Origin of the sequence: Janibacter terrae NBRC 107853, from assembly GCF_001591405.1 — a bacterium.
Taxonomy (GTDB): domain Bacteria; phylum Actinomycetota; class Actinomycetes; order Actinomycetales; family Dermatophilaceae; genus Janibacter; species Janibacter terrae.
Genome location: NZ_BCUV01000002.1, coordinates 83,536 through 96,411, shown reverse-complemented (window position 1 = coordinate 96,411; position 12,876 = coordinate 83,536). Strand labels below are relative to the sequence as shown.

The window sequence follows — 12,876 nt, the reverse complement described above, 5'->3', positions numbered from 1 at the left end:
ATCACTCCAGCGGGGTGACGGGCCACTCCCCGTCCTCGGCACGCATCAGCGCGGAGTAGTAGCGGTAGAGGTTGCGCTGGACGCCCTCCTCGTAGCGCGACCAGTAGGCCTTGCCGGGCCCGGGCCAGTCGTCGACCTCGCGGGCGATGCCGACGCCAGGCAGGCCCATCTTGTAGTTGAGCTGCAGGTCCATGAGCTCCGCGGCCACCGAGCGGCCCGTGCGACCCACGGTGATCCACGGCTCGGTGTCGTCCATCTCGAAGGAACCACCGACGGAGAAGGTGCCCAGGCCCGCCTTGTACGTGCGCTCCTTCTGCTCGTCGCTGAGGTTCTTGTAGGCGAGGAACCAGTTCCAGATCTCGATCTTGCCCGGCCCCTTCGGCTGCCAGGTGCGCATCGTGAGGATGCCGGTGGGCGCGTGCTTCTCGCCGTCCTCGCTCATCGGCAGGGCCAGCACGGAGAAGTTCGGGAAGACGTTGCCGACGAAGACCCGCGCTCGCCGAGCGATCTCCAGCTGGTGCTCGGAGATGTTGGTCGTGTCGAAGTGCTCGGCCAGCGACTCGGGGAACCCGAAGAAGTTGGGTCCGGGCTCGTCCGGGTCCTCGGCCATCGAGAAGGACAGGGAGTGACCGGGCGCCGCCTGGACGTGGTACCCCATCATGTTGTCCTGGAAGGCCACCGGGAAGGCGCCGATGTCCCACACCGAGCGGTGGAGGGTGCCGAGGTGGTAGTCGTCGCCGGAGAAGTTGTCCGCGCCGGACTTCCAGTTGGCCTCGACGACGAACCGCTGCGGCGGGCCGAGCACCTCGACCCCGTCCTCGTCCAGACCGAAGAGGAGCGACAGGTACCAGCCCATGCCGCCGAGGTACTCCTTCAGTGGTGGCGCGGTGTCGTCGAGGCTGGCGAAGACGAGACCGAGGAAGCTCTCGACCTTGGGTGCCTTGAGCAGTCCGTTGGCCTCCTTGTCCATGCCCTCGAGCGCGTGCTTCCACAGCGGCGCACCGATGAGCTTGCCGTCGGAGGCGTAGGTCCAACCGTGGTACGGGCACCGGAAGTGGCTCGAGTTGCCCGCGTCGGAGCGGCAGACCTGCACCCCGCGGTGCCGGCAGGCGTCGAGCAGCACGTTGATCTCGCCCTGCTCGTCGCGCGAGACGATGAAGTTGTCCTCACCGATGGCACGGACGACGTAGTCACCGTTCGCGGCGATCTCGGACTCGTGTGCCAGGAAGACCCAGGCGCGGCCGAAGATCCGGCGCAGCTCCGCCTGATAGATCCCCGGGTCGCCGAAGATCGACGCGGGCACGTAGCCCTCGGGCAGGTTGGCGTCGAGCTGGTCGAGGAGCTCGGTGGCCCGGTTCGTGAGCGGAGGCCGCACGCGGACAGGCTCGTTGGTGTCCTGGGTCATGACAGTTCTCTTTTCTCTCGTCCGGCGCGGGTCAGAAGAAGATCGACAGGTTGTGGGTGCCGATCACGGTCAGGTCGAGGACGGTGGAGCGCTTCAGCAGGCGCAGGCCCTCCCCTTCGTCCCGCAGGAGGTCGTGCCGCTCGCCGGCGAGCAGCTGTGGGGTCGTCTGGTCCTGGCGGGTGCGGTAGATGAGGACGTTGGACCGCACGTCGAGGTCACCGTCCCGCTCGCCGGGCCGCACGCGGACATTCGTCACGAAGTGGCGCACCCGGGAGGGCGGGTCCTCGGCCCACGCGTAGGCGGTCTCGTTGCGCTTGACCTTCGAGCCCAGCGACCCGTAGTCCTCGTTGAGGTGGTACATGCCTTCCGCGACGCCGTTGCCGCGCGACCGCTCGACGGTCTGCCGCAGGGGGAGCTGGTAGACGACGTCACGGCTGACCATCTCGACGAGCCAGCGACGTTCCTGGAGGTCATCGAGCAGCTCGGCCTCGTACATGAGGAAGTCGACCGCGGCGGCGTGCTCGGGACTGGTGATGCTCAGGGGGCGGGTGGTCATCTCGGCTCTCTCTCGGGGTGGGGAGGTCAGGGCGGGGGCGGTCACAGCTGCCTCCCCGCGAAGAAGGCGGTGTGGATGGCGTCGAAGACGCGGCCGGGTCGGTCCGCGGACCCGACGACGACGACCTGCTGGCCGCGGTCCTCGAGGACGGGACGAAGGGGGTTGTCCGCGCGTCGTCGACCGAGCGCCAGGACGACGGTGTCAGCGGTGAGGGTGCTGCCGGCGGCGAGCTCGACGCCGGTGGCCGTGACCACGGTCGCCCGCGTGCCGGTGCGCACGTCGACCCCCGCCTCGACCAGGAGTCGGGGCAGCGCCATGAGGTCGGTGAAGACCTCGTCGCCCTGCTGGAGCGCGTCGCCCTGCTCGACGAGCGTCACCGACGCACCTGGCAGCTCGCGGGCGATGCGCAGCGCGCACTCGCAGCCCTGGAACCCGCCGCCGACGACCACCACGGAGGACCCGACGTCCTCGGGCCGCACGCTGGCCGGGGTCGTCGTCGTGACCCCCGGCGCGACCTCCGGACCGGCCTCCCGGTCCTGCGCCCCGGTCGCCAGCACGACGGTCTCGAAGCTCTCGAGCTCGTCGACGCCGGCGCGCTGGGTAACCACCGGGATGCCCCGACGGACCACCTCGTGCTCGAGGTGGTCGACAAGCGCCCGCAGGTCGACCTTGCTCTCCCAGTGGCGGGTGAAGCGCAGGACGCCCCCGAGGCCCTCGGGCTCGAAGAGCGTGACCCGGTGACCGCGGTCGTGCAGCAGGGCTGCGCTGCGCATGCCGGCCACACCACCGCCGACGACGGCCACCTCGCGCGGTCGCCGGGTGAGCTCGAGCGGGAAGCTGCGGTCCTCGTTGAGCACCGGGGAGAAGACCGCGGTGCCGACCGAGTAGGTGACCACGGCGAGCACCATCGCGATGATCGCGTTGACGCTGCCGAAGAGGCTGGAGGCCAGGGCTCCGTAGAAGAGCCAGACCATGGCGGAGAGCAGCGACCAGAAGGACATGGCCAGCTGCCACTTGCCCAGACGCATCGTGATGGGAACGACGTGGTTGGCGTAGTCGTCGTGACGTTGGTCGTCGATGACGCGTGGGTCGTCCGAACCGGACAGCTCCAGCTGACGCACGGACAGCGGCAGGACATCGGCCTGCGGCTCCCCGGGGGCAACACCCATCTGAGGACCTTTCTCCATGTGCACGCACCTTTGCATACACTTTGGTAGAGGATGCGACGTGGATCACGAAGTGTCAAGAGACGGTCAGGAATGGGTCCGGGATGTGGACCAAGCCGACCCTTGCCGTTCCGGCTCGCCGGCGCGCGTGGATCAGCTGCGCCGCTGGCAGTTGCCGCACCAGTAGAGCGTGCGGCCCGCGATGTCCTTGGCACGCACGGTCGACCCGCACACGACGCACGCCTGGTCGGTGCGCTTGTAGACATAGCTCGTCCGCTCGGTCAGGTGCACGTCCTCCCCCTTCGCCAGGGCGGACTCGACCTCCTCGACCTGGTCGTCGACGGTGACGATGCGGCTCGTCGCGACGCCGAGCGGGAGCAGGCGGCGCAGGTCCGCCCAGACGAGCTCCCACGACGCGCGCTTGAGTCGCTCCCCCGGCGTCATCGGGTTGATCCGGTGCCGGAAGAGCACCTCGCAGCGGTAGACGTTGCCCACGCCGGCGAGCACGTCCTGCTCCATCAGGAGCGCGGCGATCGACTTGCGGGAGCGGTGGATCCGCTCCCAGGCGAGCCCACCGTCGGTGTCCCGCAGAGGGTCCGGGCCGAGCTTGGCGTGGACGGCGTCCTCCTGCTCCGGGGTGATGACCGCGCACGTCATCGGGCCGCGCAGGTCGGCGACGTGCTCTTCGGTCGCGATGCGGCAGCGCACCTGGCCGATGACCGGGCGCTCGCCGACGTACGCGGCGGCGTCGATGGTGAAGGTCCCGATGAGCCCCAGGTGCACGTGCAGCACCCGCTCACCCTCGAGCTCGACGAAGAGGTGCTTGCCGTGGGCGCGGGCCTCGAGGAGCTCGTGGCCGGTGAGCAGCGCTGCGCCCGCGGCGAACCGGCCCTGCGGGGAGGTCACCTCGACGACCTGGCCGGCAAAGGTGGCGTGCAGGTCGCGGGCGATGCGGTGGAGCGTGTGGCCTTCAGGCATGGCGAAGGGGGCTCAACTCGCCTTCTTCTTCGCGGCAGACTTCTTCGCGGTCGACTTCGTGGCCGCGGCCTGCTTGGCCGCGGTCTTCTTGGCCGCCGTCTTCTTCGTCGTGGACTTCGCCACCGCCTTCTTGGCCGGGGCCTTCTTCGCGCTCGCCTTCGCCGGGGCGGGTGCCTCGCCACGCGAGGCCTTGGCCTTCTCGACCGAGCGGGCGAGCGCGGCCAGCAGGTCGACGACCTCGCCGGACTCCTCCTCGTCCTCCTCGACCGCCTGGACCTCTCCCCCTTCGACCTTGGCGCGGACGAGGGCCTCGACGGCCTGCGCGTAGTCGTCCTCGTACTCGTCGGGGTCGTAGTCGCCGGCGAGCTCGTCGATGAGCATGCGCGCCATCGACATCTCGCGCTCGGAGAGGTCCTGGTCCTCGATGTCGGCGAAGTCCGCCGCCCGGATCTCGTCGGGCCACAGCATCGTCTGCATGACGATGACACCCTCGCGCACGCGCAGCACCGCCATCGTCATGCGCGTGCGGATCGAGACGGTGACGATCGCCATGCGCCCCTGCGCCTCGAGGGCCTCGCGGAGCAGGACGTAGGGCTTGGTCGCGGCCTTGTCCGGCTCGAGGTAGTAGCTCTTGTCGAGGAGCATCGGGTCGATTTGGTCCTCGGGGACGAACTTCTCGACGCTGATCTCCTTGCTGGAGCGCGTCGGCAGCTCGGCCATGTCCTCGTCCGTGAGGACGATCATCGCGCCGTCCTCGGTCTCGTAGCCCTTGGCGATGTCGTCGTAGGCGACCTCTTCGCCGTCCTTGGTGCAGAACCGCTTGTACTTGATCCGGCCGCCGTCGGTGCGGTGCACCTGCCGGAACTGGACGTCGTGGTTCTCCGTCGCCGAGTACAGGCGGACCGGGACGTTGACCAGGCCGAAGGAGACGGCACCCTTCCAGATTGCACGCATGGGTCCAGCATGCCCGTTCGGGTCGACGACGTCACGGTCGAGACCGCCGACGGGTCTGGCGGTCTCGCGGCGCCGGGAGTAGCGTCGTCACACGCTCGTCGGGCGCACCCCCTCGTGCACGGAGGACACCATGATCGGTCGACGCCTCGCCACCCTCGCCGCAGCCATCGCGACGACCGCTCTCGGACCCGGGCCGGCCCTCGCCGGGGCCGCTGCGCCGGCCACCGAACCCCCGCACGGGATCCCGGTCAACTGCGCGGCGAGGTCCTACTCCGTCAGCTCCGCCGGACGCCTCTACAGGGTGGTCATGCGCTCCGGCTACCTGCGCACGTGGGACATCGAGCAACGACCGCTGTCCGTCTGGCCCCGGCATGTCGCGCAGTCCTCGGCGACGTGGACCGGCGACGGCACGACGACCAAGCAGCTCGCCGTCGACGACCGAGGTCGCGTCTTCGTGTGGACCCAGTGGCTCAGCGACCAGGACGACACCGGCCGCTACGCGATGCGACGGGTCCCGGGCGACTGGTCGAGCACCCGTGCCCTCACCGCGAGCCGGACGTACTACTACCGCCTCGCCGGGCGGCACCTGGTCCGCTACGAGATCGCTCCCGGAGGTGCCCCTGTCAGGGGCCGGGTCATCAGGTGGTCGACCCTCGCCGACGTCAAGACGATGAGCCTGGACCGCAGCACGCCCTGGGCCGACACGGTCATCGCGACGACGACGAAGGGAGAGCTCCTCCAGGTCAAGGTCCGCCGGGACAGCACGGCGACGGTGACGCGCACGACCCTGCGCCGCACCGGCTACCAGAACTTCGTGACCTTCGCGTCAGGGCGCTGCATCGAACGACCGCGGGCGGGCGCGTACCTGGGGGTGACGCGGATCGGAGGGGTCTACGGCTACTACGACCCCGACCGCACCGACGCGAGGGCATCGTTCAGCGGCGGTCGGATCGGCTCCTGGCGCCACCGGACCTACTGACCGTCCTCAGCGCCCCGAGCGACGGGCCATGGCCTCGGCCACGACGTGCTCGGCGATCGCGAGCGCCGAGGTCGCGCCGGGCGAGGGCGCGTTGCGCACGAGGACGACCCGGTCGGTCCCGGTGATGACGAAGTCGTCGACGAGGTGTCCGTCCTCGCCCATCGCCTGCGCACGCACACCCCTCGTGCCGCGGACGGCACCCGAGGTGTCGAGCCCGGGCACGTACTTGCGCGCCTCGGCGACGAACTGTCGCGAGCTGAGCGCGGTGCGCGACTCCCGCACTGCCGCAGGCAGGTTCGCCGCGGCGAAGCGCCAGAACCCCGAGAACCCCACGACGTCGAGGACGTCCGCGGGCACCGGCGCGCGCCGCCCGTAGGACTCGCGCCCGAGCGAGAGGAAGGCATTGGGGCCGAGCGTCAGCACACCGTCGACGCGCGGAGTGACGTGCACGCCGAGGAAGGGGTAGCGCGGGTCCGGCACCGGGTAGACCATCCCCCGCACAGCCGCGCGCTGCTCGCGCGGCAGCACGAAGTAGTCCCCGTAGAAGGGCACGATCCGCGGGCTGCGGGACTCGCCGAGCATCGCGGCGAGCCGGTCGCTCTGCAGACCGCCGCACGCGATGACGAGGTCGTACTCGGCGCCGTCGGCTGCCCCCTTCGTCACCGTCTCGACCCGCACCCCGGTGCCGCGGTCGACGAGGCCGGTCACCTCGTGGCCGAGCCGCACCTCTCCCCCGGCGTCCGTGAGCTGCGCGCCGAGCGCCCGCGTCACGGCCGGGTAGTCGACGATCGCCGTCGTGGGCGAGTGCAGGGCGCGCACCCCCGTGGCGCCGGGCTCGATCTCGCGCAGACCGTCGCCGTCGACGAGCCGCGCCCCGGGCACGCCGTTGGCGACTGCGCGGGCGTGGAGCGCGTCGAGGCGCCCGGCCTGGACCTCGTCGAGCGCGACGACGACCTTGCCGCACTCGTCGTAGGCGATGTCGTGCTCGTCGACGAACTCCCGCAGCAGCCCGACACCCCTGCGGCACAACGTCGCCTTGAGGCTGCCGGGCTCGTAGTACAGGCCCGCGTGGACGACCCCGCTGTTGTGCCCGGTCTGGTGGGCTGCGAGGTGCCCCTCCTTGTCGAGCAGGGTCACCGTGGCGCCGTGCTCGCGGGCGAGCAGGCGCGCCACGGCCGTACCGATGATGCCGCCGCCGATGACGGCCACGCGCAGGGTCATGGTCGGGTCTCCTCAGGGGACGAAGGGGGGTGGCGCCGTGCGGTAGGTCGCCGGCGTCCGCGACATCGAGATCGGGTGGGACACGGTGGGCACGGGTGCCCGACCGTCCTCCCCCGGCACCTCGTGGACCGGGTCGAGGCCCAGCGTACGGGCCAGCTCGAAGGCCTGGTCGAGGTCGTTGATCGGGCCGCAGGGCACGCCCTTGGACGAGAGCAGGTCGAACCAGTGGTCCGCGCCGTGACCGGCCAGCGCGTCCTCGAGCTCCGCCGTGAGCACGGCCCGGTGGGCCACGCGCTCGGCATTGCTCGCGAAGCGCGGGTCGTCGACCAGCTCCGGCCGCCCGATGCCCTCGGCGAGGAGCCGGAAGAGCTTGTCGTTGGCCGCGGCGATCGCCACGGGGCGGTCGGCCGTGGCGAAGACCTCGTAGGGCGCGATGCTCGGGTGGAGGTTGCCCATGGCCTGCGGGACCGCTCCCGTGACGACGTGGGTCGACGCCTGGTTGGCGAGCGCCGAGAGCAGCGAGGAGAGCAGGTTGACCTCGACCCGCTGCCCCTCGCCGGTGCGCTCCCGGTGCCGCAGCGCGGCGAGGATGCCGATGGTCGCGTGCAGGCCGGTGATGATGTCGACGAGCGCGACCCCGGACTTGAGCGGGCCGGACTCCGGCGAGCCGGTGACCGACATGAGCCCGCCGACGGCCTGCGCGACGAGGTCGTAGCCGGGCAGGTCGGCGCCGGCCCCCGAGCCGAACCCCGTGATCGAGCAGTAGACGAGCCCCGGGTCCCTCGCGGACAGCTCCTCCCAGCCGAGACCGAGACGCTCCATGGTCCCGGCGCGGAAGTTCTCGACGACGACGTCGCACCCGGCGACGAGGTCGAGCGCCTCCGCCCGGTCGACCTCGGAGCGCAGGTCGAGCACCCGCGACTCCTTGTTGCGGTTGACCGAGAGGAAGTACGTCGACTCCCCGTCGTCGGACCAGGGCGGACCCCAGGCGCGCGTCTCGTCACCCCCGTCGGGGCGCTCGACCTTGATCACCTCCGCGCCGAGGTCGGCCATGAGCATGGTCGCGTACGGAGCGGCGAGGACGCGGCTGAAGTCCGCGACCCGCACGCCCGCGAGGGCACCGGGGGCGATCACCGGAAGGCGGCCTCTCCGGTGAGCGCCCGCCCGATGACGAGCTGGTGCACCTCGCTGGTGCCCTCGTAGGTGAGGACCGACTCGAGGTTGTTGGCGTGCCGCATGATCGGGTACTCGAGCGTAATGCCCGCGGCCCCGAGGATCGTGCGGCACTCGCGCGCGATGGCGATCGCCTCTCGCACGTTGTTGAGCTTGCCGAGCGAGACCTGCTCGGGCACCAGGCTCCCTTCGTCCTTGAGCCGGGAGATCTGCAGCGCGAGCAGCATCCCCTTGCCCAGCTCGAGCGACATGTCAGCGAGCTTGGCCTGCGTCAGCTGGTAGCCCGCGAGCGGCTTGTCGAAGATCTCCCGCTCCCGGCTGTACGTGATCGCCGTCTCCAGGCAGTCGCGTGCCGCGCCGAGCGCACCGAAGACGATCCCGAAGCGCGCCTCGTTGAGGCAGGACAGCGGGCCGGAGAGGCCCGCGACCTCGGGCAGCACGGCGTCGGCGGGCAGCCGCACGTCCTCGAGCACGAGCTCGCTCGTCACGGAGGCGCGCAGCGAGACCTTGCGCTTGATGAGCGGCGCGGAGAACCCGGGGGTGTCGGTCGGCACGACGAACCCGCGCACCTTGTCCTCGGTCTGCGCCCACACGACGGCCACGTCGGCGACGGAGCCGTTGGTGATCCACATCTTGTTGCCGGTGAGGACCCAGTCGTCGCCGTCCCGGCGGGCACGCGTGCGCATGCCCGCCGGGTTGGAGCCGAAGTCCGGCTCGGTCAGCCCGAAGCAGCCGATCGCCTCACCGGCGGCCATGCGCGGCAGCCACTGCTGCTTCTGCTCCTCCGACCCGTGCTTCCAGATGGCGAACATCGCAAGCGACCCCTGGACGCTGACGAGGGAGCGCAGGCCGGAGTCACCGGCCTCCAGCTCCATGCACGCCAGGCCGTAGGCCGTCGCCGACGTCCCCGCGCACCCGTAGCCCTCGAGGTGCATCCCGAGGACGCCGAGCGAGCCGAGCTCGCGCGCCAGCTCCCGGGCGGGGACCTGGCCGCTCTCGTACCAATCGGCGACCTGGGGCTTGATCTTGGACTCGACGTACTTGCGGACGGTGTCGCGGATCGCGCGGTCCTCCTCCCCGATCAGGGAGTCGGTCGCGAAGAGCTCGAGCGGCGTCACTTGGTCTCCTCCAGGGCCCGCTCCGAGCCGGGGTGCAGCGGGATGGGGCCGGTCTCCTTCATCGTCTCGGGCTCGATCTCCTTGGCCGCCGGGTGGACCTGCGCGAGCGCGTCCTTCTCGTCGATCATGAGCTTGGTGATCGCGCAGGCGACGTTGTCGGGCATGTCGTTGCGGACGACGATGACATTGGGCACGGCGATGGTCTTGACGTCGGCGTCGAGGTCGTAGGTGGCCTTGGGGATCGTCGACTCCTCGTAGACCTCGTTCAGCTCCTGCATCTTGCCCAGCTGGGGCGTGACGTCGACGAACTCGACGTCGTCACCCATCGAGGTGAAGAGGTCGGTGATCGCCGGGGTCGGCAGGCCGCCGGACCACACGAGCCCGTCGATCGAGCCGTCCTTCATCCCGTCGACGGTCTTGGTGAGGTCGAGGCGCTGGCGCTTGACGTCCTTGAGGTCCAGGCCGCTCGTCTCGATGAGGCGGTTGGCGATGACCTCGGTGCCGGACTTCGGCGAACCGGTCGAGATCGTCTTGCCCTTGAAGTCCTTGACCGAGTTGATCCCGGACTTCTTGCTGACGACGACGTGCGTGTAGTTGGAGTAGATCCGGCCGAGGGTCGAGACGTCGGCCTTCTTGTCCTTGAAGTCGCCCTTGCCGGCCACCGCGTCAGAGGCGGTGTCGGCGAGCGAGAAGCCGGCGTCGTAGTCGCCGCTCACGACCTGCTGGATGTTCTGCACGGACGCGCCGGTCTCGGCGGAGGTGGCCTGCAGGTCGGTCTTGTCGTTGACGAGCTTGGCGAGGCCTCCGCCGACGACGTAGTAGACGCCGGTGGAGTTGCCGGTGGCGATGTTGAGGCGGCCCTGACCGGCGTCACAGCTGCTCTCGTCGGCCCCGCTCTCGCCTCCGCTGCGGTCCTGCTGGCCGCCGCAGGCGGACAGGGCGAGTGCTGCGGCGAGGGAGAGTCCGGTGATGGTTGTGGTGCGGCGCATCGTCGAGCCTTTCGGTTGCGGTGTGGGTGGTGCGGTGCCCGGGCGGGCGAAGGGGGTGGAGCTCGGGTGGGTCAGGTGGTCGCCTCGACCGGGGTCGCGTCGCGGCGAACCCGGCGTCGGACGAGGTGGAGGACCACCGCGACGGCCAGCACGGCGAAGCCGATGGCGATCGAGGTGGGCACCAGGTAGAGGAGCAGGAGCGCGGCCGGGACGCAGAGCGCCCGCTCGAGCAGGGAGGTCGGGCCGAACATCCAGCCGGTGGTGGCGACGGCCAGCGCGCCGACGGCGAAGCCGGCGACGACGAAGGCCCACGCGACGTCGCGGAAGGAGCCCTCCGCGATGAGCAGCGCACCGTTGTCGGTGACGACGAAGGCGAGCGGCGCGAGGAAGGCCGGCAGCGTGTACTTGCAGGCCTGGATCATCGTCGGGATGACCCGGCCGCCGGTGATGGCGGCCGAGGCCACGGCGGCCAGGGCCGTCGGTGGCGAGACCTCCGAGAGCACGGCGTAGTAGAAGATGAACATCGCGACCTGCGGGGCCTCGACGCCGAGCGCGATGAGCGCCGGCCCGATGATCACCCAGCTGAGGATGAAGGACGCGGTGACGGGCACCGCGAGGCCGAGGATGAGGATCGCGATCGCGGAGAAGAGCGCCGACAGCACGATGAGCGAGGCGTCGTTGAAGGCCAGCGCGTCGGCGGCCTGGATGAGCACGTCCGAGAGGATCTGCCCGAGGCCGGTCTTGGCGATAACCGAGGTGATGACGCCGGCCGCGGCGCAGACCGCGATGACCGGCAGCGCCGAGCGGATGCCCGAGCTCAGCGCCGAGTACAGGCGCGTGCCGTAGTCCTTGAGCGAGTCGCCGAGCTCCATGCGCTCGAGGTCGACGTCGTGGTCGTCGAACCCGCTCACGACGCGGCGCCGGGAGAGCACCGCCTCGGCGAGCCCGAAGACCGCGGCGGTGGCCGTGGCGTAGACGACCGCCTTGAAGGGCGGCACGTCGATCGCGAGGAAGAAGACGATGACGCCGAGGCTGATGAAGTGGTAGCCCGAGCGGGCCAGCAGGCGAAGGGGGTTGCCGATGGCCAGCTCGACGCGGCGGGCACCGAAGCGCCGGGCGTCGATCTCGACGGCGAGGAAGATGCCGAGGTAGTACAGCAGCGTCGGGACGATGGCCCAGATGAGCACCTCGATGTAGGAGACGCTCAGGTACTCGGCGATGATGAAGGCCGCGGCACCCATCGTCGGCGGGGAGAGGATCGCGCCGATGCCGGCCGCGGCGAGCATGCCACCGGCGGCCTCCTTGGGGTAGCCGGCCCGCTTGAGGATCGGCCAGGCGAAGGACCCGAGCGTCACCGCGGTCGCGGTGCCCGACCCGGAGACCGTGCCGAGCAGGAAGCCCGAGGTCGCGGCGGTGCGGCCGGGGGCCGAGGCGGACTTGCGGAAGAGCGAGAAGCTGAACTCGACGAAGAAGCGCCCCGCGCCCATCCGGTCGAGGACGGCGCCGTACATCGTGAAGAGCACGATGTACGTCGCGGCGACGTCGAGCGGCACGCCGAAGAACCCGGAGGCCTCGTTGTAGAGCGCGTTGATGATCTGCTCGAGGTTGAGCCCGATGTGGCTGATCGACCAGCCGACGGGGAGGAACCCGCCGTAGTAGGCGTAGGCGAAGAAGATCAGGCAGACGATCGGCAGGACGAGGCCCGTCGTGCGCCGGGTCGCCTCGAGCACGAGCACCATGAGGACCAGGCCGGCGACGACGTCGAGCGTGAGCAGCGAGCCCTGCCGGTCCAGGAAGCCCTCGTAGCCGCCGAAACCGATGTCGCTGAGCGGGACCGGCAGCACCGGGTAGAGGCCGACGAGGAGCGCGACGAGCGCGAGGACCCAGTCGATGATCCCCGGGTTGTCCGATCGCGCGGGACGACCGGCGGTGTCGGTGACGGGGTCGATGTCGGCGGCTGCCTCCCTTCGCCCCCACATGCGGTAGGTGAGGAAGACGAGCGGGAGGGTCGTGGCGAGGAAGAAGACGAGGTAGTACTGGCTACCCAGCTCGAGCGGGTCGAAGACCTGCCGGAGCACGAAGAGGGCGACCAGGAAGCACCAGACCCCGACGAAGAGGTCGAGGCGCGGTGAGAGCTGGCGCGAGGGCCGCTCCTCGTCGTAGTCGGCAACGAGGTTGTCGACGTCGACGGGCTCGGGGGTGAGCTTGTGCTCACGGGCGACGCTGTCCGTTGGCATGCGGGTAACGTAGGTGCGATCCACCTCATATCCGGGCGGATCGCGTCGGACTTTACATACATCTGACGCTCGACCCACACCCAGCTGCCACGAGGGAGAC

Annotated in this window: 11 protein-coding genes; 1 reads left to right on the top strand and 10 read right to left on the bottom strand. The window is 70.3% G+C overall.

Translation table 11 applies throughout. The features are described 5' to 3' along the window. Position 1: 1 nt before the first annotated feature. The 5 genes from JT1_RS00480 to ku form a co-directional block, all read right to left on the bottom strand. Positions 2-1,405 carry an aromatic ring-hydroxylating oxygenase subunit alpha gene (locus JT1_RS00480; protein ID WP_068321345.1) on the bottom strand — a complete coding sequence of 468 codons (1,404 nt, stop codon included), beginning with the start codon at positions 1,403-1,405 and terminating at the stop codon, positions 2-4. Positions 1,406-1,436: 31 nt separating this feature from the next. After that, positions 1,437-1,961: an aromatic-ring-hydroxylating dioxygenase subunit beta gene (locus JT1_RS00475; protein ID WP_068321342.1), complete on the bottom strand. Its 525-nt coding sequence runs from the start codon at positions 1,959-1,961 to the stop codon at positions 1,437-1,439. Positions 1,962-2,002: 41 nt separating this feature from the next. Continuing rightward, entirely contained in the window at positions 2,003-3,130 is a 1,128-nt protein-coding gene (locus JT1_RS00470) for an FAD-dependent oxidoreductase (RefSeq protein ID WP_068321339.1), read from the bottom strand. A 150-nt stretch (positions 3,131-3,280) separates the two neighbouring features. After that, positions 3,281-4,105 carry an Fpg/Nei family DNA glycosylase gene (locus JT1_RS00465; RefSeq protein WP_068321336.1) on the bottom strand — a complete coding sequence of 275 codons (825 nt, stop codon included), beginning with the start codon at positions 4,103-4,105 and terminating at the stop codon, positions 3,281-3,283. A 12-nt stretch (positions 4,106-4,117) separates the two neighbouring features. Continuing rightward, the gene (gene ku, locus JT1_RS00460; RefSeq protein WP_068321333.1) at positions 4,118-5,059 is read right to left on the bottom strand and encodes a non-homologous end joining protein Ku; all 942 of its coding nucleotides are present in this window, start codon (positions 5,057-5,059) and stop codon (positions 4,118-4,120) included. A 130-nt stretch (positions 5,060-5,189) separates the two neighbouring features. Between ku and JT1_RS00455 the strand changes: the two genes are divergently transcribed. Beyond that, on the top strand, positions 5,190-6,038 hold the full coding sequence (locus JT1_RS00455; RefSeq protein WP_068321330.1) for a hypothetical protein: 849 nt from the start codon (positions 5,190-5,192) through the stop codon (positions 6,036-6,038). Positions 6,039-6,044: 6 nt separating this feature from the next. Here JT1_RS00455 and lhgD read toward each other — a convergent pair whose 3' ends face one another. The 5 genes from lhgD to JT1_RS00430 all read right to left on the bottom strand — a co-directional run bounded on the left by lhgD (position 6,045) and on the right by JT1_RS00430 (position 12,776). Continuing rightward, the gene (gene lhgD, locus JT1_RS00450) at positions 6,045-7,259 is read right to left on the bottom strand and encodes an L-2-hydroxyglutarate dehydrogenase (protein ID WP_068321327.1); all 1,215 of its coding nucleotides are present in this window, start codon (positions 7,257-7,259) and stop codon (positions 6,045-6,047) included. 12 nt (positions 7,260-7,271) lie between these two features. Beyond that, positions 7,272-8,393 (bottom strand): CaiB/BaiF CoA transferase family protein, encoded by a 1,122-nt coding sequence (locus JT1_RS00445; RefSeq protein WP_255218215.1) that lies wholly within the window; start codon positions 8,391-8,393, stop codon positions 7,272-7,274. Continuing rightward, the gene (locus tag JT1_RS00440) at positions 8,390-9,550 is read right to left on the bottom strand and encodes an acyl-CoA dehydrogenase family protein (RefSeq protein WP_068321323.1); all 1,161 of its coding nucleotides are present in this window, start codon (positions 9,548-9,550) and stop codon (positions 8,390-8,392) included. The genes JT1_RS00445 and JT1_RS00440 overlap by 4 nt, the downstream gene beginning before the upstream one ends. Further along, a complete protein-coding gene (locus JT1_RS00435) occupies positions 9,547-10,539 on the bottom strand; it encodes a TAXI family TRAP transporter solute-binding subunit (protein WP_068321320.1) in 993 nt (330 codons plus the stop codon). The genes JT1_RS00440 and JT1_RS00435 overlap by 4 nt, the downstream gene beginning before the upstream one ends. Before the next feature lie 71 nt (positions 10,540-10,610). Then, positions 10,611-12,776, bottom strand: coding sequence for a TRAP transporter permease (locus JT1_RS00430; protein WP_068321316.1), 2,166 nt, complete (start codon positions 12,774-12,776; stop codon positions 10,611-10,613). Positions 12,777-12,876: the final 100 nt, after the last annotated feature.